This window comes from Reyranella soli (assembly GCF_007992495.1).
Lineage (GTDB): Bacteria > Pseudomonadota > Alphaproteobacteria > Reyranellales > Reyranellaceae > Reyranella > Reyranella soli.
The window spans coordinates 15,098-39,881 of sequence record NZ_BKAJ01000138.1; the positions used below are offsets into that span (position 1 = coordinate 15,098).

General features: G+C 59.7%; 17 protein-coding genes and 2 pseudogenes. 6 read left to right on the top strand and 13 right to left on the bottom strand.

The features are described 5' to 3' along the window. Positions 1-9: 9 nt before the first annotated feature. The 7 genes and pseudogenes from RSO01_RS34310 to RSO01_RS34335 form a co-directional block, all read right to left on the bottom strand. Positions 10-2,832 (bottom strand): ATP-binding protein, encoded by a 2,823-nt coding sequence (locus RSO01_RS34310; RefSeq protein WP_170303569.1) that lies wholly within the window; start codon positions 2,830-2,832, stop codon positions 10-12. A gap of 242 nt (positions 2,833-3,074) precedes the next feature. After that, complete coding sequence (locus RSO01_RS34315; RefSeq protein ID WP_170303570.1) at positions 3,075-5,855, bottom strand: ATP-binding protein; 2,781 nt, start codon at positions 5,853-5,855, stop codon at positions 3,075-3,077. A 347-nt stretch (positions 5,856-6,202) separates the two neighbouring features. After that, positions 6,203-6,383, bottom strand: a pseudogene (locus RSO01_RS50030) (hypothetical protein); the annotation flags it as partial. 19 nt (positions 6,384-6,402) lie between these two features. Next, positions 6,403-7,491: an HlyD family secretion protein gene (locus tag RSO01_RS34320; RefSeq protein ID WP_246159012.1), complete on the bottom strand. Its 1,089-nt coding sequence runs from the start codon at positions 7,489-7,491 to the stop codon at positions 6,403-6,405. Positions 7,492-7,696: 205 nt separating this feature from the next. After that, positions 7,697-7,900, bottom strand: coding sequence for a DUF1656 domain-containing protein (locus tag RSO01_RS34325; RefSeq protein WP_147155104.1), 204 nt, complete (start codon positions 7,898-7,900; stop codon positions 7,697-7,699). Beyond that, a complete protein-coding gene (locus RSO01_RS34330; RefSeq protein WP_147155106.1) occupies positions 7,897-9,777 on the bottom strand; it encodes an FUSC family protein in 1,881 nt (626 codons plus the stop codon). Before RSO01_RS34330 ends, RSO01_RS34325 begins: the two co-directional genes overlap by 4 nt. A 258-nt stretch (positions 9,778-10,035) precedes the next feature. Next, positions 10,036-10,743, bottom strand: coding sequence for a response regulator transcription factor (locus RSO01_RS34335; protein ID WP_147155108.1), 708 nt, complete (start codon positions 10,741-10,743; stop codon positions 10,036-10,038). 767 nt (positions 10,744-11,510) lie between these two features. On the opposite strand from RSO01_RS34335, the gene rclC reads away from it, so the two are divergent. From rclC to wrbA, 5 genes are all read left to right on the top strand, one after another. After that, the gene (gene rclC, locus RSO01_RS34340; protein WP_147155109.1) at positions 11,511-12,167 is read left to right on the top strand and encodes a reactive chlorine resistance membrane protein RclC; all 657 of its coding nucleotides are present in this window, start codon (positions 11,511-11,513) and stop codon (positions 12,165-12,167) included. An 11-nt stretch (positions 12,168-12,178) separates the two neighbouring features. Further along, positions 12,179-12,820, top strand: coding sequence for an HD domain-containing protein (locus tag RSO01_RS34345; RefSeq protein WP_147155111.1), 642 nt, complete (start codon positions 12,179-12,181; stop codon positions 12,818-12,820). Between the two features lie 541 nt (positions 12,821-13,361). After that, positions 13,362-14,336 carry a GlxA family transcriptional regulator gene (locus RSO01_RS34350; RefSeq protein WP_147155112.1) on the top strand — a complete coding sequence of 325 codons (975 nt, stop codon included), beginning with the start codon at positions 13,362-13,364 and terminating at the stop codon, positions 14,334-14,336. 781 nt (positions 14,337-15,117) lie between these two features. Further along, on the top strand, positions 15,118-16,521 hold the full coding sequence (locus RSO01_RS34355) for an FAD-binding oxidoreductase (RefSeq protein ID WP_147155114.1): 1,404 nt from the start codon (positions 15,118-15,120) through the stop codon (positions 16,519-16,521). A gap of 213 nt (positions 16,522-16,734) precedes the next feature. Then, positions 16,735-17,334, top strand: coding sequence for an NAD(P)H:quinone oxidoreductase (wrbA, locus tag RSO01_RS34360; RefSeq protein ID WP_147155116.1), 600 nt, complete (start codon positions 16,735-16,737; stop codon positions 17,332-17,334). Between the two features lie 440 nt (positions 17,335-17,774). On the opposite strand, the gene RSO01_RS34365 is transcribed toward wrbA, so the two are convergent. From RSO01_RS34365 to RSO01_RS34390, 6 genes and pseudogenes are all read right to left on the bottom strand, one after another. Continuing rightward, the gene (locus tag RSO01_RS34365; protein ID WP_147155117.1) at positions 17,775-18,539 is read right to left on the bottom strand and encodes a sensor histidine kinase; all 765 of its coding nucleotides are present in this window, start codon (positions 18,537-18,539) and stop codon (positions 17,775-17,777) included. Positions 18,540-18,631: 92 nt separating this feature from the next. Continuing rightward, a complete protein-coding gene (locus RSO01_RS34370; RefSeq protein WP_147155119.1) occupies positions 18,632-18,826 on the bottom strand; it encodes a hypothetical protein in 195 nt (64 codons plus the stop codon). Positions 18,827-18,835: 9 nt separating this feature from the next. Then, positions 18,836-19,327, bottom strand: a complete 492-nt coding sequence (locus RSO01_RS34375) for a cupin domain-containing protein (RefSeq protein WP_147155125.1) — start codon at positions 19,325-19,327, stop codon at positions 18,836-18,838. 490 nt (positions 19,328-19,817) lie between these two features. Beyond that, positions 19,818-20,559: pseudogene (locus RSO01_RS34380) on the bottom strand (SDR family oxidoreductase). A 542-nt stretch (positions 20,560-21,101) separates the two neighbouring features. After that, complete coding sequence (locus tag RSO01_RS34385; protein WP_147155121.1) at positions 21,102-21,746, bottom strand: HD domain-containing protein; 645 nt, start codon at positions 21,744-21,746, stop codon at positions 21,102-21,104. Positions 21,747-21,759: 13 nt separating this feature from the next. Further along, positions 21,760-22,695: an NADP-dependent oxidoreductase gene (locus RSO01_RS34390; protein WP_147155126.1), complete on the bottom strand. Its 936-nt coding sequence runs from the start codon at positions 22,693-22,695 to the stop codon at positions 21,760-21,762. Positions 22,696-23,533: 838 nt separating this feature from the next. On the opposite strand from RSO01_RS34390, the gene RSO01_RS34395 reads away from it, so the two are divergent. After that, the gene (locus tag RSO01_RS34395; RefSeq protein WP_170303571.1) at positions 23,534-24,538 is read left to right on the top strand and encodes an adenylate/guanylate cyclase domain-containing protein; all 1,005 of its coding nucleotides are present in this window, start codon (positions 23,534-23,536) and stop codon (positions 24,536-24,538) included. The last annotated feature ends 246 nt before the right edge of the window (positions 24,539-24,784 follow it).

The following is a 24,784-nucleotide window of genomic DNA, read 5'->3' on the forward strand; positions in this document are numbered from 1 at the left end:
CAGCACCGCTCACTGTTGTTCTGCCTTCAGCAAGGCGTATGCAGCCTTCAGATCGGTCGTCGCTTCGCGATCGGAGAAGCAAGCATAGATTCGAGCAAGGTCGGCGAGTGCAATGTCCTCGTGATGGCAGCCCTTACTCAAACGAGCCAGGCTCATTGCCAATCTGAGCTGCCAGGACAGAGCACCGCTGCGATAGGCCAAACCAAGACCTTTGATGAAGTAACTACGAGCTTCCTCAACGGCTTCTGCCATATCCCGACGTTGCAAGATTTCTCCCTTCAACCGATAGTTCTCTGGTACGAGGGCCGCAACCCCATGGCTCGTGCAGCGCTCGATTGTGCTGTCGACAACGTCTAGCGCCTCGTCGCATCGACCCGCTTGCATCAGGCAATCGGCATACCAGGTGCGCAGTGTCGTAAAGCGTACGGAATTGGTGGTCGGAAAGGTGGCAAATGTCGCCCGAATCATCTCGGGGCCGGCGTCGAAGTCACCTCGTTGAGTGAGCAACACGCCTTCAAAGCAGTTGGCCCAGGCAAGCCAGTAGCTGAGCCCATAACGACGGGCGCAATCACGCAAGGTGCAAAGCCCTCGTTCTGCGTCATCGAGGTCGCCTCGGTAAAGGCTGAGCGGGCAGCTCCAGTTGGCCAACACGTTGCACAATCCAAGGAACTGATTGTGCGAGAATGCCAGTTCCTCGCTCTGCCTCAAACGCTGCTTCGATTGGTCATAATTTCCAAAATGCCAATAAATCGCACCGGACAATCCGAGGGCCATCACACTGCGATTGATTGAAACGTCGGGATGGGCCAACACCCGCTCGGCATGCTCGAGGGCGCCCACTTGATTGTCGAGCACGTGCTGCAAGATACCCATGCAATAGTCACCGGATATAACAGCGCTCGGATCGGCCGCCGTAGCAGACAGATGCCAGAAATCGCGAACCACTGGCTCCGAAGCCAGAAAATTCCCTTCGTTGAACCATGTGTGACAGAGGGCCCATCGCGTCCGCAGCCGGTAGCCCTCGTCGCCCAGCTGATCGGCTATTGAGATGGCCCTCTCAAGGCTCGCCCTATCTTCGTTTCCTTCGTAAAGGGCTGCAGTACCTTGCGCAGTAAGCAGCTTCATTTCCTCGCTGGGGTCCGACGCAGGCTCGGCGTTCAATACTTCCAGAGCGCGATCGACGTGTTGGCGGCATTCGTTAGTCAACGAGTGATCGATTAAGTGGGGAGCGGCAGCTGCCGCAAGAGATATTCCAAGTCTCGGATCGCCAGCAGGCGAGAATGCCCAGTCGATTGCACTCTTCAAGTTACCAATGGGATTGTCGGACGTGGGTAGTGTCTCTGCGTTTGTCGCCCCCTGCCAGTCCGCCTCCGAGCGCAAAAAAATATCGAGGAAATATTGGGCGTGGAGACTTGCTATGCGGTCGTATTCACCGCTCTGTCTGAGCTTCCTTAATGCATAGCTCCTGGTTGTCTCGAAAAGGCGAAATCGAGATCCGGCGCCTCCAGCTTCGACGACAACCAGAGATTTCGCCACCAAGCTGCCGATCAGATCGAGAAGGCTGTCCGTTCGTGACCTATCGGTTGCAGCAATTCTTTCAGCGGCTTGTAACGTGAAGGGACCAGATAGAACCGAGAGGCTGCGCAATGCCTTACGTTCGTGTTCGCTCAATAGAGCATAGCTCCAATCAAGTATTGCCGATAGCGTTTGATGGCGCGGCAACACCCTGTGGTGTCGCCCAACTAGCGTATCAAAACGAGTTTCCAGACTCTCCGCAACTTGGGCCACGCCGAGTTCCGCAGTCGGTGCTGCAGCCAACTCGATGGCTAGAGGAATCCCGTCAAGCTTTCTGCAAATTGCGGCGATCGCTTTGCTATTTGAACTATTTGCTGAAAACGCCGGATCGAGCGCCTTCACGCGAACCATGAATAGAGCGACTGCGCTTCGCCGCAGCAATTGTTCGAGTTCTTCCTGGTCGGATGTCGGTAAGGAGAGCGATGGTACCCGGAAGACATATTCTCCATCGATGCCGAGGAACTCCCGACTCGTTGCCAATATCCGGGCAAACGGACATCGCTGAAGAATCGCTTCGGCCAATCGGGCAGCGGAATCGATGACGTGCTCGCAGTTGTCGATTAGTAAGAATAGCTTCTTGTTCCCGATGGCCCGTACAATAGAGGCTACGGAGATTGTTCTGTCTTCCAGCTTTAGCCTCAAGGCTGCGGCCACCGCCGCGGGCACGAGGTTCGGCTCGGACAGTGACGCCAGATCGACCAGCCACCGACCGTCGTCAAAGTCGGTTGGTAGGTTACGCACCACTTCGATTGCGAGTGCTGTCTTGCCGATACCGCCGGCTCCAGTAAGGGTCACGGCACGAAAGGTCGTTAGAGTTTCGCGCAAATGGTTCAAAGCCTGAGCCCGGCCGATGAGGCTTGGCACACCTACTGGCAAGTTGCCCTTAGCAAGTAGAACGTGTGCGTTCGGTTGGTCAGACTCGACGAAGTCGCCGGCGCAGGCGACTATCCAATGCCCGAATAGGCCATAGCCGCGACGCGCATCGGTCCGCAGCAAACTGCGATCTGGACCGAGCGCCTTCCGTATTGCGGATATGTGAACGTGAAGCGTGTTTTCCCTAACTGATGCTTGACCCCACACGCAGGTCGTCAAAGTCTCTTTGCTTATATATTGCCCTGCTGATTCTGCGAGCCTTACGAGAAGATCAAATGAACGGCTGGTGAGCGGCACTGGAACGCCGCGCAGTCGCACCTGTCGCTGCCGGACGTCGATCTCCCACACGCCTGACTGAAAAACCAAGTGTTTCTTTGCCGTCATCGCTGTTTCCCGGCGCGAAACGAGCGCGATATGGCAGCATTCTACAGAAGTTGGGTATCGGAGTGCAGCACTTGGACTCGAAAAATCTCCGGCAACACCGTGCGGCATCTCGGATTCTCACCCGAGCTACGAGGCGCAGGGATGCAACGCCGGGTCTATGCGCGGTTGCTGGCATGGCTGACCCCGCGCTTGCTGCAGGAGTGACGTAACAGGTGCCAGCGAGGCAGTCTCAAGACTGTAGTTTAGCCGGCCTCTTTTAGAAGTTCCTGCGCCTCTACGAGGTCCGGTGTGCCGAAGCCGTCACCAAACCGGGCGTAGGTATCGCGCAGCATGGCCAGGGCTTCATCGAGACGCCCGTTTGGCCGGTTTACTCGAACGAGGCTAGTCGCAATACGGAGTTGGGCCCACAGCGAGCCCTGTCGGCGTGCCAAGTTCATGCCTTCATTGAGAAGCCTGCTCGTTTCTGGACAGGTCCTGCCGCCTGTTTGCTGCCAGAGCGCACAGCCCTTAATGCGAAAAAATTCAGGGAGCATCCATAGATGCCCGTCGCGCTCGGCCATCAACAACCCGGCCTCGGAAACGGCCAGCGCTTCGGATTCGTGCCCGGCTCTGTAAAGTGCGTCAGCATAGAGGGCGCGGAGCTTCGTGAATCGCGGATGCCGATCCCTACTCCCAAGTTCAGCGAAGCTTGCGCGCAGAATGCAAAGCCCTTGCGCCAGATCGCCCTGTCGTGTCATCAGGGCGCCCTTGAAGCAGCGCGCCCACAAGAGCCAAAAGTCGAGTTGATAACGCGCGGCGTGCTCTACCATCATGGTCATGTATCGCTGGGCATCGGGCAGATCGCCCCGCTCTAGCGTCAGCACGCACACCCAGTTCGCTAGCGTGTTGCACAGCGAAAGGACATCCGCACCAGAAAGCGCTTCATTCACGCTCTCGTCCAGGCAACGTTTGCATTCGTCGGCGTAGCCTTGCTGCCATAGGATGCTGCCAAGCAACCCCAGGGCAAGAACGCGGCGATTGAACAGGAAGCGGTTTGGCGATGGATTGAGGACGTCGGCTTCCGCCCGCTGAACAACGGCTTCGACATAACGCCGACCCAAGCTCAGTTCGCCAAGAACAGAGATCACGCCGCCCAAAAGCAACTCAGCCCAAGCAGTAGCGTTGGGATCGCCGGCTGCGCGCGCAAAGTCGTAAAAGCGGTCCGCCAGTTTCCGGGCAGCGCGAAAGTCGCCGTCGTTTAAGCAAAGTGAGCACAGTCCCCACAAATTCCGCAGCCGGTAGTCTCGATTGTCGAGTCGATCAGCAATGTGAAGGCTGCGGGTGAACGCCTGCCGCGCATCCGTGCCTGAGCCCATCGTCGAGAGCAGGGCCATGCCGTGCGCGGTCAGCAACCTCATCTCCAGATCGGGGTCGGGCTGCGGATTGGCCGCAAACATCGCCAAAGCGCGCACCATGTATTGGCGGCACTCCATTGCCATTGAGAAAAACATCCAGACAGGCACGGCGGCAACGATCAGGCATAGGCCCAGCGCCGCGTCGCCGTTGGATGAAAACGCCCAGTCTATCGCCGCACGCGCATTGCCAAGCAGGTCCATGTACTCAAGCTCGTCCAGCGAATCGGCTTGCGCATTCCCCTGCCAGTCAGACTCCGCGGAGGCAAATACACCTAGGCAGTATTTCGCATGGAGCCGTGCCACCGTGTCGAACTCGCCGCTGTCCCGAAGCCGCGACTGGCCGTAGACCCTGGTCGTGTCGAGAAGGTGATATCTCATCTCACCATTTACAGAGTCGGCCACGACGAGCGACTTCTCGACAAGTCCTTCAAGCACTACCTCTGGGTCGCCAACGTCCCCGCCGTCGGCGAGCAACGCCGTGGCCATCCGCAGAGTGAATCGTCCGACGGGCACGGCTAGGCGCTGCAATCCTCGCCGCTCAGCTTCCGTGAGCAGGTCATAGCTCCAGTCAAGCGTCGCACGCAGCGTCCGATGGCGCGGCAGGGCAGTGCGAAAACCGCTCGTCAACAGCCGGAACACATCATCTAGGTGTCTGGACAGCTCGACAATTCCCAAGGTCGCCGCCCGCGACGCGGCAATCTCGATGGCGAGGGGAATGCCATCCAACCGACGGCAAATAGCAGCCATAGCTTTGACGTTCGCCGGATCAAGCGCGACATCCGCTCCCATTGCACGGGTTCGAGCGACGAACAGCTGAACGGCACCATAGTCGATCAGGCGGTTTACGTCTGCCATGGCCTCGGGTGGAACAGCCAGTGGCGAAATCCGGTAGAGGATTTCCCCTGCCGTACGCAACGGCTCGCGGCTTGTCGTGAGCACGCGCAGGGCCGGGTTCGAGATGGCAATGGTGTAGGCAAGCTCGGCGACCGAGTCGACAACGTGTTCGCAGTTGTCCAACACGAGCAGAAGTTTGCGCGACGCAAGAAGCGAGGCAATTCGCTTTGGCTGCGCAAGGTTGTCCGGAATGTCGAGACGAAGCACTGACGCGACGGCATGTGCAACGGCGCTGCCATCGCTCAGCGAGGCCATCTCGACCAACCAGACCCCATCGGTGAAGTGCGATAGCAGGCCGCGCGCTGCCTCTAATGCAAGACAGGTCTTTCCCATGCCGCCTGCGCCGGTCAACGTCACGATGGGATGCTTCTCCAGCAAGCCTTGAAGGTGCGCGACGACACCCTCCCGTCCGATGAGCGAACGAGTGTTGGCCGGCAGATTGGTCCTAGCACTCGACAGGACCAGTCGGTAGCCACGCCCCGATACTGTACGGATCGCCGCGGCATGGTTCCCCAGCGCCTTGCGCAATGCGGAGATCGCGACCTGAATATTGTTCTCTTCGACAGGGGGGGCCGGCCAAACCCGCCTCAGGATCTCGTCTTTAGAAACGAGGTCACCTTTTGCCTCCACTAGGAGACGGGCGATCTCATAGGCCCTGCTGCCGATAGATATGGGTTCGCCATCGACGACCAATTCACGCCGTTCCGGTACGAGTTTGAGCGGACCGTATTCCATCGAATCGCTTTCAGTGTGTTTCTGTTGGAGTCGGCCCATGATCCTTCGGAATTCTCAAACGGGTTTCAAGACCGGCAAAGGCGATCTACGGAAGGACCCCGGAAACGATCACTTTAGACTTAACGGACGGAACCACCACCTGTTCCTGGGAAGCCTCGCGCTGCGGGCCCTGGAGCCGGAAATGACGGACTGCCTGCCGCAGGATCGTCACCCAGTGCGATGGATTGGGGACAAAGGGCGGCCCCTGATCCGGGTGGACTACCGGGGGAGACCCAATCAACCCTGGCTATTCCCGGCCCTCAGGATCTCCTAAGCCAACGCGCGTGGAGTGGACGGTCCTAGCCTCAAATGTTGCCGCGGTCCGAGAATGCCTGCACGGGTTGAAGCCCTGGCAGATGTAGCCATTCATCTCGCTCTTCTCCACACCTCGAAGACGCGGACGATGTCTTACAGGGAGACATCTAGCTTGGGCAGCCAGTCGTAGGCCCAATCGTTGCCAGCGGTCGCGGCATCGCCGTAGATCGCCTTCATGAGTCTGGGTGCCCGATCAACGATTCCGTGGCGAAGCGCTCATCCCGGGCGCAAGGCCGGGATTTATCTGCGCCGGCGTGAGACTTGGTTCCTCGACTTCCACTTGGAGCGACTGCGTGCGCCCGGGGTTTGGCGCGATGGCCGGAATGCAGTCGGGCCTAGCGGGGGGGCCCTCAAAAACGTCCGCAAGCCGGGCATTGATCTCCGTAATGGTGGCGTCGAATGCGTTGGGGCGGGTGGCGCCGGCCGGCGGCAGGACCGTCACCGTCGCCGTCATGCCAGCGACCAGTGGAACGCCGGGCGGGACCTTATCGATCGTGATCCGAACTGGCACGCGCTGCGCTAAACGGACCCAGGTGTACACCGGGTCGACATTGGGTAGGCCCTGTGTGCTGGGCGACGCATTCGATACGCTGATGCCCCGCGTTATCGTCGAGACGTGTCCTAGGACCGGCTGGGCGTAGCCCATCAGCTTGGCCTCGACGCGGTCCCCGACGCAGACTCGCGCCGTCTTGGTCTCTTCGAAGTAGCCGTCGATCCAGTAGCTCTCGCTGTCGATGACGGAAACGATGACACTTCCCTGCTGCGCATAGTCGCCAACGCCGATCAACAGGTTAGTGATATAACCGCTCACAGGGCTGCGGATCTCGGTGCGTCGCAGATTTATCTCGGCTTGGGCCAGCTGCTGACGGGCCATTTCGAACGCCGCCTTGGCCTGCAGCGCGGTCCCGGCAAAGACCTGCTGCTCCTCCGGGGTCGTGGCCAGGTTCGTCAGGTGCTGGCGCCGGTCGGACTGCACCTGCTTAACCTGCAGATCCGCCGCTTTCTGCTCTACCATCGCCTTGTTCGTGCGCACGGCGACAGCGAAGTCGAAAGGATCGATAACGTAAAGCACGTCGCCCTTGTGAACGAACTGGTTATCGACGATGCGCTGTTCTGTAATCTGACCGGATATTTGCGGCGCCACGCTGGCGACGTGCACGCGCACCCGGCCATCGCGGGTCCACGGCGCCGAGACATAGTAATCCCAAGTCACCAGGCCCATGACACCCGCAACAAACATGATCGCCAGCGTTGCCAGTCTGCGCGCCCACGGCACAAGCATGGCTGCCAGTCTGTTGGCCCAGGACAGCAACAGGTGGATCAGGCGGCGACGCCTCTCAATCGCCGCGCGCTTCCTCTGCCGGAGCGCCCGACGCCTAGCAACGGCGGACTGCGGAACAAGTCGGACCACCTCCACAGCCGGTTGTCGGATTTGCAGTTCCGGCGGCATACACCGGCCGCGGGGTTCGGTAACGTCCATAGGCACCCTAGAAGAGCACTGTGAGCATACCCAGGACCATCACGTAGATGCTGAGTTCGGCAATCGACGGGTGACTGAATAGTCTCGCGAATCCTGACCAATGCAGGATCGGCCGCAGAAGCACGAACATCACCAAGGCTGCCACCATGTAGGTGACGAACGGCGCCAGCAGAACGTCACCGACCACCAGCTCGGCGAAGCGATGTGTCATTGCCTCCTGCCCTCCATGACAAGGCATGTGACCTGGAGAGCGGCGCTCGTTGCCTGCGCGCGCGGGTCTTCGGGTGCTGCCTCCTGCATGTCCGAAGCGGCCCGGCGAATGGATCGAGCATCCCGGCTAATCAAAGCCTCCCGCGCCTGAGCTGCAAGACTTTCCAGTGGGCTGCCGGCGAAATCGCGCAGGCTGGTACCGCACAACTGAATGATCGCGGCCTGGTCGAACAGAGTAAGGGCTTCCTCCAGGAGGCCCCGCTGCTGCGGCCCAGCGACGCCGGCGATCTGGCCGATCCGCACGGCGTCACGAAACATCGCTTCTTCCGGTGTGTAACACTGCGCCCACCTCGACGACACCGGTTCGTTGTCACGGCGGACTGAAGCCATCAGCAGCAGCCGCCGGCGCTCATCCGAAACAGGCGGGATAAGGAGCTGCGCTGCCAACAACACCACAGGACAGAGGCAGCTAAGCAGAGCGGTCTCCAGAAAGACTTGCGCATTGTAAGTTTGGGGATTGCCCAGCCCGGCGACGACCAGGATGACGATCAGGTTCAACCGGCCGAGGCCGGCCAACAGTGGGTTCGGCAGGCTCGTCAAGACGGCCGCGCCGATCATAAAAGGAGCAAGCGCCAGCGCCAGCTGCGGAAAATCCGTGACGCCGTCGAGAATCACGAAGTCGAGCACGCCGGCAAGGACGGCCCCTATTGGGGAGCCAATGAGCGCCACGACTGAGAAGGCGCGGGGATTGGGCGTAAGCACGCCCAATCCGACGAAGGCCGTGAGCTGTACGAGGCAGACCTCCGCCGCGGGCCAGCCGGCCAGGATGAAGCCGATCGACGCCAGGGCGATCCAGAGGGAGGCCCGCACGCCCGTCTCGGCGGCGAGGCGCTGGCATGCGTAGAAGGGTGTGCGCCATGTGCGCGCCGGCCAGGTACCCGATCGCAGTGCCGCCAGACCCTCGCGCACGTCCTGATCTCGTCGCCGCAACTCGCCAAAGGCCCACTTTAGGGTGGAACTCATGTTGTCGGTCCTGGCGCACCCGTCACCAGCCTCCTCTTCGAACAGGGACGTCCTGCGATCGCGGATGGTGGAGTCGACGTCGATCGGCAGAGCCTCTAGGACGCGCACCGCATGAATTTCCGCCACCAGCGCCACGGCCGTACCACGCGCGGCTGCATTCCTGGCCGGGCCATCGCTCGATTCGGTCTGCAGGCTGGAGATCTCGGAGCGTAGCGCGGCGATTTCACGCAAGAGCCCCGCCGTCGCTACGGGATCAGTTGCCTCGGTGAGAATCACGGCGTTTGCCTGATCGCGGACACGGCCATGAAGAGAGGCAAGCTGAGTGGCCAACTCTAGGTACTTGTCTGGCGCGATCAGCAGGTCGTTCACGATGGCAATGGCGGCGATTCCCAGCGCAATCGCAGCTCCACGCTGCATACCGAAGTTGAAGACATTGTTAGGAGTGTCGATCTGCTGAATGGCGACGAGCGCCACCGTGTAGCCGGAGAGAACCGCCCCATAGGCTCGGAAGCCATCCGACAGTGCGGCCACATAGATGCTAAAGCCGATCCAGGCCGAGAACGCGAAGAAAAGCAGGTCTCTCGCCTGCGACAGGCTGCCGACGAGGACGATCGACGCGATCACGCCGATGATCGTCCCGGAAAACCGGAATGCGGCCTTTTCCAAGGCTTGCCCGCGCGTCCTGACCGCCAGGATTCCAACGGTAATGGCGGCGGAAGCCGGTGACTCGAGCTCGAGCCAGAAGCCTGCGTACAGGGCCATGACGACAGCGAGCCACACGCGGATGCCAAACGCCCAGGAGGCGGAAGGAACGCCGGCAAAAAGCCTCGGGCTTCGCGCTGTCGTGACGCTCATGAGGCCATCCTCACGCAGTAGCTTCGCACTGACCGGCCAATGTCATCCCCTTGGTGTTCGACGTTCACTTCCGGCTCGACTATCGCGGAGCCTGCCAGCTCGTCTTTCCCTTCTTCGTCTGATCGCGCGAGACCTTGTTATGAGATCAGCTTGATGACGCCAGCGCGATCCTACAGGACGCTTGGCTAAGCGCCTGTATCACGCTGAACCGGAAGGCCGCTCAGGCCGGTTTCTCAAGCCGACCTACGACCCGGCCCCCTAGCTTGCATGCCCGGCGCAATTCAAACTGCACGTGTTACGGACATCGATGGGCAATGCGTTCCATGCGCGGACAACCTCTCCGACGGACGCAGCTTGCAACTTCCTCTTCACACTGCCGCGGTGCACCTTGACCGTCTGCTCGGTGATGCCCAATTCGAATGCGATCTGCTTGTTTAGTTTACCGAGAGCTACATAGTGAAGTACTTGGCGTTGGCGCGGCGTCAGCGTGGACAGTCGGTCGACATGACCCTTGATGGCCTTGGCCTCTGCCCGCAGCGAAACATCTTTCTCAATGGCGACGTTCACCGCGTCCAGTAAGGTCTGGGCCCGGAAAGGCTTTGTAAGGAAGTCGATTGCTCCGGCGCGCATAGCGCGGACGGCTAGCTCAACATCTCCATAGCCCGTGACAAAAACTACCGGCTTCGTATAGCCATCGGAGCGAAGCTGGCACTGCAATTCGAGACCACTCACCTCCGGCATGCGCACGTCAAGAATGAGACACCCCGCTCGGTCGGGCAGCACCGCCTCGAGGAAGGACCGCGCTGAGGCAAAGCCGATGCAGTCGATTCCGACCGACATCATGAGTTCGCTAAGGGAACGACGAATGGCGGCATCGTCGTCGATGATGAGAACGAGCGGGACCGTCTTATCACTCGCTACTGACGGTGATCCTTCACGGCGTACGATTGATTCGAATTGCTTCATCACTTGCTTTCCTCCTGTCGCCCGCCACGAACAGCTGCCGGCCATCATTGGCGAGTCGACTTCCATATCGGGAGAATGAAGACGAAATCGGGTGACTAGCTGATCATAACGTTGAGCTAGTCGACACTCTTTCGACTGCGTGCACCTTTTCGAAAGCGCACTACCGACTATTCGTCGGCTGGTTAGGCTGCAACCGTCGACTAAGGATTTGCTAGCGAGGCTGCTTGACACTCATGATGCCGCAAGCCAACGGCTTTAACGCTTTAACCAACACGATGTCACTGGTCGCGCTACTGCGACCTCCACCAGAAGACTGCACTGCAGGGGCACATATCTCCGCCCTTCGATATGAGTACCAAAGACTATCCAGAAACACCGTCGTGCAATCTCAATACGAGCATGCGGCTTCGAAAGAGCAGGTAGCGCATTGGCGCTAACGTCCTCTTCTTTCCCCGCTGTTCCACGGGGAGCACCACGGAAAGGAGTTTCTTTTTGCAAGGCCCATAATCTCTCTATCGGCACGTCCGAAGGCAGGAGCGGTCCGCCGCTTCATGGTTATCAAACGGCACATTCAGCGGAGCGACATTGCTGAACAGTGTTGCTGGGCCCCTCGCCAGCATTAGTACGGGCTCCATGCACACTACTGATGGCGGATTCTCCGCGTGGAATTGCTGCTGCTGCCACATCGATTGGCAGCGGAACAGAGAAGCCCAACCTAAACGTCCCTGAGAAGCCCGGCCACGGAGGCCGGCCAAGGAGAGCTTCCAATGACCGAGCTTGTACTTCGCCTGCTGCGCCCAATCGCCGGTGCCATGTCGGAACGGATTGGCGTTGGAGCTCTCCGCGTTTCGATCGCAATCGTCTTCCTGTGGATCGGAGCGTTGAAGTTCGCACCGTACGAAGCGGACAGCATCACACCGTTCGTGGCCAACAGTCCCGCCATGTACTTCTTCTACAAGCATCCTGAGGACTACAAGCGCCACCTAACGCGGGAAGGCGAGCTCAAGCCCGCTGAGCGGGACTGGCAGACAGCCAACAACACATATGCTTTCTCGATCGGCCTAGGCCTTGTCGAGGTGTTCATTGGGCTCTTGGTCCTGTCCGGCCTCCTGACGGCTCGCTTGGGGCTAGCGGGAGCCATCTTGGCGTTCCTCACACCGTTAGTGACCCTTTCCTTCCTGGTAACGACGCCCGAAGCCTGGGTGCCTGCTCTCGGCGATGCACAACACGGTTTCCCGTATCTATCTGGAGCGGGCCGCCTCGTTCTCAAAGACATCGTCATACTGGCCGGTGGATGGCTTCTGGTCGTAGACGGGGTACGCGCCATACTTGCGCAGCTGGTAACCCATTTAAAGGCAGAGCGAACCAGCTCGAAGGTCCGGTCGGCTTGCGGAAAGTCCGGTTCCACTATCCAGATCCAATGAAGGAGACCATCATGTCAGAGATCATTGCCGGTATCCGCGTGCCACATGGCGCCATTTGTCGCGCTGCGACGCAGCTCGTCCGCGATACCGAAGACGATCTTCTTTACAACCACAGCCGCAGGGTCTTTTTCTGGGGCGCGCTGACCGGTGAGCGTCGCGAGCTGAAATACGACCCAGAGCTGCTCTACCTCGGCGCCCTGTTCCACGACATGGGCCTCACGGAGAAATACTCGAGTCCCGACCTGCGCTTCGAGGTGGACGGTGCGAACACCGCGCGCGACTTCATGAAGAGCTACGGAGTACCGGAACGCGATGTCGAGGACGTCTGGACGGCCATCGCGCTGCACACGACACCGGGTATCTCCGAGCACATGCGCCCGACGATCGCGCTGGTGACCGCCGGCGTGGAGATGGACGTGCTTGGCATCGCCTATCGCGACTTCACGCACGAGCAGCGCGACCATGTCTGCGCGCATCATCCCCGCGAGGAAAATTTCAAGGAGAACATCATCGATCACTTCGCCAACGGCATTGCCAAGAAGCCGCTTACGACGTTCGGGAACGTCAAGGCCGACGTGCTGGCATTGAAGGACATGAACTACGTGCGTCAGAATTTCTGCTCGATAATCCTGGCCTCAGCCTGGCCCACCTGACGGACGGCGGCTACGGCGCGCTCACAACTGATGTTCACCCCTAAGCAGGACGAAACCACTGACGAAGGTGCTGGTACTTTACTACCTGGCTTTCGGCCACTTCAGCACAAGCTTGAGGCCCGGGATCGCACTAGCTTCACGCAGGCTACAGAGACGAGCTCACATATTGACTCCAGAGGAGACGCGAACTCATTCCCGCTGCCGCCAAGGATATGGCTCGCTATCCACGACAGTTTGCGCCGCTCCGGAAACACCGTGAGCAGACGGTATTCCATCAGTCCTCTTGTGAGCGCCGCACTGGGTGTCAGTTGCCGATCTTGCTCTGCTACACAAGTTTGCCGCTGGCCTGCGTTGAACCAGACGGATTAAGAACCGGCAAAGGACAGCATTGACACGTCGAGTCGTGCGAAAGCCTTCTGCAGGTTCGACTTGGCCGGCCGGGCCAAGCGCGCCGGTGCATCGGCAACCGCGAGTGAGTGAAAAATGACACAGTTTGCAAACATGCGTTGGCAGCCCACCTAAAGTGCGAAGGCGGTGAGAGATGCCCGTACAGACTGTTGCGATAGTGGTCTACGAGGGCGTCCAAGCCCTGGACGTCGCCGGTCCGATGGATGTTTTCAGCGAGGCGAACACATTTCTCGACAAGGCCGACCACTACGAAACGGTCTTGATTGCCGCGCACCGCGATCCACTGCGCACCTCGAACGGCATACGGCTGGTCGCCGACCTGACCTTCGAGGAAGCGACGGGCGGCTTCGACATTACCCTAGTGGCGGGCGCTCCCACTCCGCCGGGAGCGGAACCAGATCCGTACCTTCTACGGTGGGTCAAAGACTTGCCGTGGCGCTCGAGCGTTTACGGATCGATCTGCACAGGGGCGTTTGTCCTTGGCTATGCGGGCCTCCTGGACGATCGGCGGGTGACGACCCATTGGCAGGATGCAGACGCGCTGGCGGCCAAGTTCCCAAAGGCAAAGGTCGAACCGGATCTGATCTATGTCCGCGATGGCCGCCTGATCACCGCGGCAGGTGTGACCGCGGGAATAGATCTGGGCTTGGCGCTCGTCCGGCAACAGCACGGCGCACAAACGGCGCTGAAGGTTGCCAAGCGCCTGGTCTTGGTTGCTCAGCGCCAGGGTGGACAATCGCAGTTCAGCCCCTATCTCATGGCACCGGCCGATCCGGAGTCGCCGATGGTTCGCATTCAAGACCATGTAATGGCTAACATTAGGGATCGCCACACTCTGGAGTCACTCGCCGCAGTTATTCGGACGAGTCCTCGGACTTTGGCTCGCCACTTTATGGAGGAGACCGGCGTCACACCGCATCAATTCATCGAGTGCGCCCGCATCAATGCGGCACGTATGATGCTAGAAGGAAGCGACCGGTCGCTGAAGGCTATCGCCTTCGATTGCGGCTTCGGGTCGGCGGACCGAATGAGGATTGTGTTCAAGATCCGACTGGGCGTGACGCCTGTCCAATACCGCTCCAGCTTCCGTCGGGGGGAAGCGGAATAGCCAGACCGCTGCCCTTCTGCTGTTGCGAAACTCCGAGAGCATTTGTCAGGAAACGACGGCGAGGTGTCCTGATCCGGAGGACGGTGAAGGTTGTTTGATCGGGGCTCCATCGCGACACAGGGAGTTCCTGGTAACGAGGTTCTCGCGGCAACCAATCTCCATGCCGGCGACAGACGTCTCGACGAGGTGAGCTGTAGGGGCGGCTCGGTCAACGACCTGGACTGCACCAACCAATAGGCGCCAATCGCACCTGCGACGGCTGGCGGCCGCCCTGAAAGCGGATGACTTCGACACTAATCCGGCGGCCAACAATCGGACACTGCGGCGACGGCGAACCGCCTGCTTCCAGTCGGTCAAAGAGCGCAGAGCATTTGTTGATCGAGCTGCGTCTCTTTGACTCCTTTCCTATGCAGCATGATGGGAAGCGACCGCCGCTCACCTAGTGAGGATCGTGTTCAGCATCCGTCTGGAGCGGCATGCTGTCCAATACCGCGCCACTCGACGGGGGCGGAATAACTCACGGCATCATCTGGCCGCTAGCTCGCTGCGTTCTACATCGCGAAGGCTCCGAGGGGCATTTGTCAGGAAACGACGTCGAGCTGTCCTGATCCGCAGGATCGCATTCATTGTCCATCGCGGGCTCTATGGCGAAATATGCATAGACCCGTCTGGCAACTCGCTTTGGGAACGCGTTCCGGCCTCCCCATCGGTGTTCTTGAAGGCGCGCGCGACCCAAGACTCTGCGAGCGGCTACGACACACTAAAGAGTAGGATGTATGTCATGACTTGTAACGGTCTGCCTTTGCCGCCGGTGTTGCCAGAGGATGCTGAGTCTCTCGTGGCCACGGTCGCGGGTTCTGTTCTATTGCCGGGCGACGCGGGATACGACGACGAACGAGCCGTCTGGAATCTGAATCACGAATTGTTACCCGCAGTGATTGTGGTGCCAGAGAGTGCCGCTGATGTGCAGGCCGCCGTCACTTTCGCGGCAAGGCAGTCTCGGCCGGTCATGGTGAAAACCACTGGGCACCAAGTGGTCGGCCAAGCGCGTGACGCCGTTGTCATCGCGACCAGGCGAATGAATGAGGTAGCGATCGATGCGATGGGTCGCACAGCCCGCGTTGGTGCGGGAGCGATATGGTCCGAGGTCGTCAAAGAAGCGGCAAAGGCCGGACTTGCCCCCCTCAACGGCGCGAATCCCACGGTCGGAGTCGCCGGTTACACGTTGGGAGGCGGGCTCAGCCCGACACTGGGCCGCTCCCAGGGTTACGCCGCCGACCACGTGCGCGCCCTGGACGTGGTGACCGCTGATAGCCAACTCAGGCATATCGACGCGGAGTCGGAACCCGACCTTTTCTGGGCTCTGCGGGGTTGCAAGGGCAACTTTGGCGTAGTGACAGCGCTGAAATTCGACTTGTTCCCGGTTGCGCGCCTTTACGGCGGTGGCCTCTTCTTCCCCGGCGAGCAGATGGCTGTCGTTCTGCGCGCTTGGGCCGCTTGGCACCCGGGCACGCCGGAAAACATGGTCACGTCGTTCGCAGTTATGCGGATGCCGGCAGTGCCCGAGGTGCCTGCCCCTCTGCGTGGCAAGTTTCTGGTGGCGGTGCGGATCGCCTACAACGGTAAGACCGCGGACGGCGAGCGCATGATAAGGCCGCTACGAAGAGTAGCTCCGGTAGCTCTGGATACCGTGGCAGACATGCCGTACGCCAACGTCGCGTCGATTCACAACGAGCCGACCGACCCGGTACCCTACTACGAACGTGGTATCATGCTGCGGGAATTCCCTGCGCAGGCTCAGGACAAACTGATCGAACTCGTCGGTCCCGAAGCAAACACCGAACTGGTGCTCGCTGAGCTGCGTGCCCTCGGCGGGGCGTGGGACCGGGAGCCGGCGGTGCCCAACGCAGTAGCGACCAGGGGCCTGCCGTACAGTCTGCTGGGCGTCTCCGTCGGTCCTCTCACGCAGGAGCAGCAACTCAAGAGATCGGTAGCCGAGTTGCTCGATGGAATGAGGCCCTGGCAGGGTGACCGGCGCAACGCGAACAATCTCGCGCCGGACGAGGCGGGCGATGCCGCGGCGATCTACGGCTCGGAACGTTACGCGCGGTTGTCGTCCATCAAGAAGACCTACGACCCGACCAACATGTTCCGGCTTAACCACAACGTGGTGCCGTCTCCTTAATTGGACTCCCAGCGAACAATGGCGAGGCCGGTCGTGATCAATTTGCTGCGTCTCAATGGGTTGGCAACGTCAAGCCGCTGTCCTGGCACTGAAGGACATGAACTACGCCCGACAGAATTTCTGCTCGGCCATCTATGCCTCACCTGGCCCACCTGACGGACGGCGCTACGTAGTGCTCAGAACTGATATTCACCACCAAGGAGGACGGAACCAGTGACAAAGGTGCTGGTACTTTACTACTCGGCTTTCGGCCACATCGAGAAGATGGCCGAGGCGGTCGCCGCTGGTGCAGGTGAAGCTGGTGCAGACGTTGCGATCAGACGTGTTCCGGAGCTCGTACCGGAGGAAATCGCGCAAAAGTCCGGTTTCAAGCTCGACCAGAAAGCGCCTGTTGCCATCGTGAACGAGCTCCTCGAGTACGATGCAATCATCTTCGGGACTGGGACCAGGTACGGGAACATGACCGCGCAGATGAAAAACTTCATCGACCAAACCGGTCCGCTTTGGGCAAGCGGCGCACTTGTTGGCAAAGTTGGATCGGTCTTTTGCTCCTCAGCTACCCAACATGGCGGTCAGGAGTCAACGCTGCTGACCTTCCACCCAGTGCTGCTGCATCTGGGGATGATCATTGTCGGCTTACCCTACGCGTTCCAGGGCCAGATGGGCGTTTCCGACGTGATGGGGAATTCGCCCTACGGGGCGTCAACGATCGCGGGCGGTGATGGAACCCGTCAACCGTCCCGGGTCGAGCTCGACGGTGCGCGTTTCCAAGGCCGCTACGTCGCGAGGATCGCCGCCAAGTTGGTAGGTTGAAGACATGCCGCGCGGACCCTGCGGCAGCGCACTATCCTGGAATTGAAACAGCTGCAGCAGGAAGGATTCCCTGACCCGCTATGCATAGTGGCGGCCACCAACATCATCACCAACAGAGGTGAGTCGAAAGCCGTCGTGAACCAGCCAGTCAACCCGCGTGCTTTGCGGGCTGTGGCACACCTTGCGCTAGAAACCTTGGACAATGGCCGCGCTTTGCAGGGTCACCAAGTCCCGGCGCGATCCGTTCAGGCTCTGCATCACGATCCACAGCTTCTGGCCTTCCGCCAACGACAACAACATAAGGTCTCCACCACCTCGAGCCCATTCACTTCACGGCCTTCGCCAAAGGGTTATGTGGCATAGCTGCAAGTCTTTAATCAAAACCCCGTCACGCGCTTCGAGCACCAGGGTCTTGACCTCGCCAAGCATACTTTCCGTTGTTATTGTGGCGTCGACTCCCAAATCGGAAGAGTGAAGAGGAACCGGGTTCCTACTGGTTGGTTCTTCTGGGCCCATAGTCGCCCATTGTGGGCCTCGACGATGGACCGGCAAATGGCAAGCCCCATGCCCATGCCGTCCGGCTTCGTAGTGAAAAAGGGCTCGAATAGCCGTTCCGGGTGCTGCAGCCCTCCTGCTTCGTCCGCTACTTCAATGCATATTTGTCTACGGGCGGTCAAAAGGGAACGGATCCTGAGCTGTGCGGCAGGCGTGGGCGTCGAACCCAAGGCTTCTATGGCATTACGGATCAGGTTGATTAGGACCTGCTGAATCTGCACGCGATCAATGACCGCTAAAGGAAGACCGCTAGGGAGGTCGTGACACACTTCGACATTTCCGGCCCTGAGTTCGGCTCGCATCAGCTGGCAGACCTCAAAGACGACTTCGTTGATGTTGGCAGGTGACCTCGCAGTCGGGCTCTGTTCAAAAAGGGCACGAATGCTTTTGACGATATTAGCAGCCCTATTGACCTCGCGGGTGAAGCTTTGGGACGCAATCTGCGCACGTTTAATGTCGGGGGGACTGGCCGATAGCCAGCTTTCGCAAGCATAAGCATTGGCGAGCGCCGCTGTCAGCGGTTGGTTCACCTCATGCGCGATTGCAGCTGACAGTTCCGCAAGGCCTACCTGCTGCGTGAACGCCGGCAGTCGCTCTTGCACGTACGGGCGAACGTTTGGCGCCTGCATTTCCGCGTCGTTGTCGGTCATGGATTCCTACCGTTGCGACTTGATACTGTGATGGCCGGAACATGCAGTGATTGAGGGAGCTAAGGGCACGCCTCCCAGTGAGTTACTAACGGTCAGGACAAGCCGGTCGCGTAAGAACGTCGGGTAGATGACGTATTGATCCGAGGCTGAATCGAACTCAGCGGTTGGGTCGCGATGATTACTTGATCCACTGCAGGTCCCTTTGTCTTCAGATCGGCAAAGTGCTGGCGAACGACATCCAACACCTCGCCGAAAGATGGTGATGAGCGGTCTGCGATCAGGAACATGACCCTTCCTCAAGGGTCGATAAGGGTCGTCAATTGTGCACCGTCATCGGCAACAACAATCGCGATCAATTCCGCCCATTCGGTGTTGCTGGCGTTTGCAGACACTAGGTGTATAGCGCCCGGGGGTTCAAAGAACGACTGCCCCACATCGTATGTCTCCAAAGGCCCCCCTTTGAGTTGAGACTTGATCTGGCCTTTGGTGATGTAAGCCGTAACCGTACCACCATGACGATGCGGCGGAGTAAAGCCCCCTGGCCCGTACGTCACCCGGACAACTGTTACTCGCTTCCCCGGTATGTCGGGTAATGCGTATGACCTGACTATCTCCACCTTGTCGAGCGACGACCCCGACGCCCCCTCAGCTGTGCATAGCGGGAGCGGAAATTCCACCACTGCGTCTCTGTTGAAGTCTAAGGTTTCTGCGGCCGCGACCGCGCAGATACCCACGAGAGCAACCAATGACAGCTGAAACCATCCTCGACCTGTCATCGAAGTGGTCATTGATAGCGCAACGCTGTACATGCATCCTCCATCAATGCTGCAACAGTTGTTTGATTATGAAGTGGCGCCCTAGGACATTCTTTCGATTGATGTAAGCTTTCTCACAACCGCACTGTGTCAGCACACCCGGCGCCACTTAACGGATTGCGGTCGTAGATACCGTAGGCTGCTCAGCTATCGGCGCCACTGCCTTTGATCATCACCGGCCCTGGCGGACCTCGATCGCCATGAGCGCGGATTGCTTCGGCAGAAGCATTAATATGGATTGGCTATCCGACGATCGGGCAAATGCCTTCTCGTCGGCAGACAGCGGCACGACGAGCGTCAGTGCGCCCGACGCAACGACTGCTGCTCAATCCCCGCATGAACAGCGCATCGCCCGCTTTGAGAGAGCGTCCAGCAAGGAGTATGGAACTGGTCTGACGATTCAGGGTCCGGACCATCGAGTACCTGCGCCACCCTCTGGACCTTCGATTGACCCGCGATTAGGTCAGACGATACCGCCATTAGAGCGCACCACTTGCCCGTTAATCCAAGCGCCATCGGGTCCGGCGAGGAACGCAACAACTGCCGCAATGTCAGGTGGCATGCCGAGTCTTTCAAGCGGAGCAAGCCTAGTGAACCGTTCTATCTCCTCTTGTGATTTGCCTTGCAAAAAAAAGATCCGTTGCGGTTGGTCCTGGGGCCACCGCGTTCACGTTGATATTGCGGCCACGCAGCTCCTTCGACAGAACTCGCGTCAGCGCTTCTACACCGGCCTTAGTGGCGGCATAGACACCATACGTCGGATGGAACAAGCCCACCTGACTGGTCGATAGATTCACGATGCGACCGCCTGAGCGCAAGCGCCGCGCCGCTTCACGCAATGTGTTAAGCGTTCCCTTCAAATTTACGGCGACTATTCGATCGAAGATCGCGTCGTCCGTATCTACTACGTTGGCGAGAGACATGATGCCGGCATTGTTCACCAGAACGTCAATCCCGCCGAATATCGTGTCTGCGGCATCGAAAACAGCCGAGACCGCTGCAGCGTCGCTTACATCGCCCTGCACGGCTACCGCGTGGGCACCGGTTTGGGTTAGCGTTTCAACCAGCGCCTGTGCCTCCGTTGCGTTACCAGCATAGTTGATGACAAGCCTGAAGCCGTCGGCGGCAAGCCTTCGCGAGATTGCTGCACCGATGCCGCGCGAGCCGCCTGTGACAATTGCGACTTTATCCGTTGCGCTGGACATTCATTTCCTCCGATCTTGGCCGATGCCTAAACACTTGTGCACCTTATAAGTCTGCTTGCGCGGACTGCGCCGTCCATGACCATCTCAAGCTCCATCATTCGGAATTGGTCCCTTCAACGACGCCTAAGAACAGCTAGCAGCGCAGCCAGACCGGGAGCAACCCGGCGATCATGAAGCCTTCGGTACCGGTGGCGAAAGCACCGAGGGTCGACCAGAGAAGTGACGTCAGCGATGCAGCCATGGCGCTCACGTGGTTCCCGACAATCGACTACGATGCGTTATTTGAAATCGAAAACCCAAAGGCTACCCGACATACTTGGACGGTCTCATCGACTCGTCGCGCGGAGAGTGTCCAAACAGGCTGCTATAGGACCGGCGCGTACGACAGTCGAAGTGATTTTCTTTTGCGGTTGAACCGCGAACCCAGCATTGTCGCCTACCCCACGCGTCTCCCCATGCAATTGCGAAGCGGATGAGCAGCGACAAAGAGGCAAAGACTGAAGGGAAGTGCGTGACCCTGTCGGACCAGGGTGCTTCAGGGATTATGGGGTATCCGGGAAAGGTGATGAAGCGATCAGGTCGGCCGCATTGGGACTCTTGAAGTCCGGGATGAAGCGTTCACAGACGCCGGCGTTCACGGTGCCATACGTCGTGTGGGGCTTGTGCGAGAATCCGGCGAAGTACGCCTTGATGAAGTCGTCCCTGAAATGCTTGCGCGGGTACTTGGCGACGATTTGCTCGCGCACGTCGGCCGGGAACTGGTCGAAGCCACGCCCCAGCACGTCGAGGCCGACGCCCGTATAGAGCAGCGCCACTTCGGGCTGCATGTGGTGGGTGACGCCCGGCGTGGTGTGCAAGGCGATGGCTTCCCACACAGTCCGAATCTGCTCTTCGGGCACGTCGTGCGTGGCGAGGAACTGGCGCGCGGCATTGGCGCCGTCGACTTCGAAACGTTCGCTCTCGCTGGAGAACGTCCTGGTCAGGCCCAGATCATGAAAAGCCGCGGCGATGTACAGGAGCTCCGTATCAAACCGCAGCTTGCGCTGGCGACCCTGCTCGGCGGCGAATAGGTAGACCCGTACCGAGTGGTTAAAGAGCAGGTTTCCGGAATGCTCGCGCAGGATGCCGGTGGCTTCCCTGGCGAGAAGCGAATCTGGAATGGCGAGAGCAGGAGAGTGTGCGGACATGTTATTGCTTCCTTCACAAGGGTGGCGTCGCCAGGATGATTTTGCCCTTCGGGCGGGGTTGCTGGCCTTCCAGCATCCGATGCGCTTGGGTTGCCTCGGCAAGGGGCAGGACCATGCTGGGCCCGACCCGCAGCTTTCCCTCGTCGATGAGCATTGCGATTCCAGTCAGCTCCTCGGTCGTCACCTTGACGAGGAAGAAGGCCGCCTCGACGCCGTGCTGTCGCGCTGTGGCCTGGTCCGGCTTGGAGACCGTCGAAATCAGCTTGCCGCCGCGGCGCAGGACCTGGAACGAGCGCTTCTGCGTTTCGCCACCCACGAGATCGATCACAGCGTCGGCATCCCGCACCTTGTCCTCGAACCGTTGGGTCCTGTAGTCGATGACCGTGTCTGCGCCTAGCTCGCGAACGAACGGCGCATCGTCCGCCGATGCGGTGGCGACGACATGCACGTCTGCCTGACGCGCGAGCTGGATGGCATAGGCGCCTACAGCTCCGGCACCACCATGGATCACGACGGTCTGCCCCGCCGTGAGCCTGGCATGGTCGAATAGGGATTGTCGGGCCGTTACAGTAACAACGGGTACGCCGGCTGCGTCGATGTAGTTGAGGGACGCGGGTTTGCGCGCGACCATCGAAGCCGCGGCCAGGGCGTACTCCGCATAGGCCCCGACAAACTGAGGGTTCGTCACGCCATAAATCTCCTCGCCGAGGAGAGGGGGCGAAACCCCGGGCCCCACGGCGACGACTTCACCTGCGAGGTCGGACCCGAGCGTCAATGGAAGCGGTTCCGGCTGGGCCCCTCGCCCAGCCCTGATCCAGCCGTCCCATAGACCTACGCCTGCGGCCTTCACCCTCACGAGGACCTCGCCAGGGCTAGGATCAGGTCGGCGGATGCGCTCGAACTTCATGACCTCCGGCGGTCCGTACTCATGGACGCGCCACGCCATCATTGACGTAGCGGTTCGAATCGGAAGGTCTTCGCGGGAGACACTGGTAGCGTCGGCCGCGACATACGTCTGCGTCATCACGATGCTCCTTTCCAACGTGAAGATCGTACACAACTAATGCCCACCGATGGATTGTGCCGGTGGTTCAATAAACATGTGCGAAGGTTCAATCGACAATTTCTGGTAATGCTTTAGTTTGTGTGATCCGTCTGCGTGGCGTTGCCATCTTTGGGCATCGTTCTAGTGCTGCAGGCAGCGTAACGCACGCACCCAAGAGAGCCGATGATTCATACATATGTGCGCCGCCCGCAACCTCGCTGCTTGGGTCATGACACTTTCGGCCTGGGTAGCATGTGCCCCCACGCCGTGAACAAAGATGGCGCGCTGCAGTCGTTGTTACGATCTATGAGGGAAATACGACCAAGATCCGGTCTTCTTCGGATTGGCGGGGATGCGAACCGAGGAGCTGGCCTTCTACAACTCGATACGACGAAGGCATCAAGCCTCTGGAGCAACTGTTGCGACGGCGCCCCTTCCGCTTACCGAACGGTGCACGGGCCCAAGCGACGTCGTAGCGTCATCAAGTCCACAGCCGCAACTCTTGGGTCGTCGTCGCCTTGCGATGGGTTGGCGACGGGGACCTGCCGCCTCAAGTCCACAGGGACGGCGGCGACGCGCAATTCTGATCTCCGACAGTCAGGGTTGAGTGTAGCACCGACTGACGGTGTCGGACGCACGGCATGAGCTTAACCGTGTGCAGCGCACATCGAACGCGCGAGATACTCTCTCCGCGGCATCTCACAGGCATGCAATGACGCCAAGATCTCCGATTTCGAAGATCGTGGCGCCGGGGTTCGTCGCTCCTGTTGCTGCCATTATGCTGGCGGCGATTGTCTTCCTCCTCGACACGTTCAGCCCTTTAGAGTTCAGCGTCGCCGTCCTGTACGTGGTCGTTGTCCTTATTGTCGACACCTCCAGCCAACGACGTACCGTGCTGCAAGCGGCGGCCGGTTGCGCTGGGCTGACATTGGCCAGCTATGTTATGGTGCACGGCACCACGTTCGCAGGAACGCCGCCGATCCGGGCCAGCATTGGCCTAACAGCGATCGGTATCACAACGTTCCTGGTGCTCAGAAACCGAGCCGTGAATGAGCGCCTGAAGCATACGGAGCGGCAGCGCGCGAACTTGGCCCGCTTTTTCTCGCCACGCCTTGTCGATCAATTGATGGATGCCGACGAAAGGCTGCCAATTACGCACAAGCAATCTTCGGCGGTGATGTTCGTCGATATGGTCGGCTTCTCGGCCCATTGTGCGCGCCTGCGACCGGAGGCGGTGATTGTCATGTTGCGCGATTTGCTGGCGCGATTGAGCAGCGCCGTATTCGCCAACAATGGTACGATCGACAAGTTCTTGGGGGACGGCCTGATGGCAGTGTTCGGTTTGCCGATGCCCTCTGCAGCAGACGTCACGAACGCGGTGCGGTCGGCGATCGACATCCAAACAGCTATTTCTCTCTGGAATGCTGAACGATATCAGCTCGGCGAGGTGGCCATTCGGGTTGCGGTCGGTATTCACCACGGTGATGTTGTGTTTGGCGACGTTGGCGGCGACCGTCAGCTGGAGCTCACCGTCGTCGGTGACACGGTCAATGTCGCGAGCTTAGTCGAGGCGCAATGTCGGCTTCTGGACGTATCGATTCTCGTTACCGGCAGCGTCATGGACGCGCTTTATGCCGAAGGCAGTGATGGTCTGGCTGCGCAGTTCGCCGACGAAGGCCGTCATCTACTGCGCGGCCACACAGAACCCATCCACCTCTTCAGTATGAGTACACCGCTCGTACCCTAATGCACCACCGACGCCTACTGTCGCCGCTGTGGCAGATGGAATCGTTAGCCACGAAGTGGATCTTGGCCTGCATGAAGCGCGTCCTACTGGTGGGACCTTCAGATGGCGCCCCGAGCCGTATGTAGATCAGGGCCGTGGCGGTGCCTTGGGGACGTCAAGATCGGTCCAGTGGTATCGGCCTAGACCCGTGCGCTCATTGCGGCTGTAGCTCCCGTCGAAACGATCAATCGGTCGGCGGTGCTCGGT

Excerpts from the sequence above, each read along its gene's own strand:
- RSO01_RS34370 (WP_147155119.1), bottom strand. The coding sequence starts at position 18,826 with ATGTTCCTGATCGCAGACCGCTCATCACCATCTTTCGGCGAGGTGTTG.
- RSO01_RS34350 (WP_147155112.1), top strand. The coding sequence starts at position 13,362 with ATGCCCGTACAGACTGTTGCGATAGTGGTCTACGAGGGCGTCCAAGCC.
- RSO01_RS34385 (WP_147155121.1), bottom strand. The coding sequence starts at position 21,746 with ATGTCCGCACACTCTCCTGCTCTCGCCATTCCAGATTCGCTTCTCGCC.
- RSO01_RS34355 (WP_147155114.1), top strand. The coding sequence starts at position 15,118 with ATGACTTGTAACGGTCTGCCTTTGCCGCCGGTGTTGCCAGAGGATGCT.
- RSO01_RS34325 (WP_147155104.1), bottom strand. The coding sequence starts at position 7,900 with ATGACACATCGCTTCGCCGAGCTGGTGGTCGGTGACGTTCTGCTGGCG.
- RSO01_RS34310 (WP_170303569.1), bottom strand. The coding sequence starts at position 2,832 with ATGACGGCAAAGAAACACTTGGTTTTTCAGTCAGGCGTGTGGGAGATC.
- RSO01_RS34320 (WP_246159012.1), bottom strand. The coding sequence starts at position 7,491 with ATGCTTGTGCCGTGGGCGCGCAGACTGGCAACGCTGGCGATCATGTTT.
- RSO01_RS34390 (WP_147155126.1), bottom strand. The coding sequence starts at position 22,695 with ATGATGGCGTGGCGCGTCCATGAGTACGGACCGCCGGAGGTCATGAAG.
- RSO01_RS34345 (WP_147155111.1), top strand. The coding sequence starts at position 12,179 with ATGTCAGAGATCATTGCCGGTATCCGCGTGCCACATGGCGCCATTTGT.
- RSO01_RS34335 (WP_147155108.1), bottom strand. The coding sequence starts at position 10,743 with ATGAAGCAATTCGAATCAATCGTACGCCGTGAAGGATCACCGTCAGTA.
- RSO01_RS34315 (WP_170303570.1), bottom strand. The coding sequence starts at position 5,855 with ATGGAATACGGTCCGCTCAAACTCGTACCGGAACGGCGTGAATTGGTC.
- RSO01_RS34365 (WP_147155117.1), bottom strand. The coding sequence starts at position 18,539 with ATGACCGACAACGACGCGGAAATGCAGGCGCCAAACGTTCGCCCGTAC.
- RSO01_RS34330 (WP_147155106.1), bottom strand. The coding sequence starts at position 9,777 with ATGAGCGTCACGACAGCGCGAAGCCCGAGGCTTTTTGCCGGCGTTCCT.
- rclC (WP_147155109.1), top strand. The coding sequence starts at position 11,511 with ATGACCGAGCTTGTACTTCGCCTGCTGCGCCCAATCGCCGGTGCCATG.
- RSO01_RS34375 (WP_147155125.1), bottom strand. The coding sequence starts at position 19,327 with ATGACCACTTCGATGACAGGTCGAGGATGGTTTCAGCTGTCATTGGTT.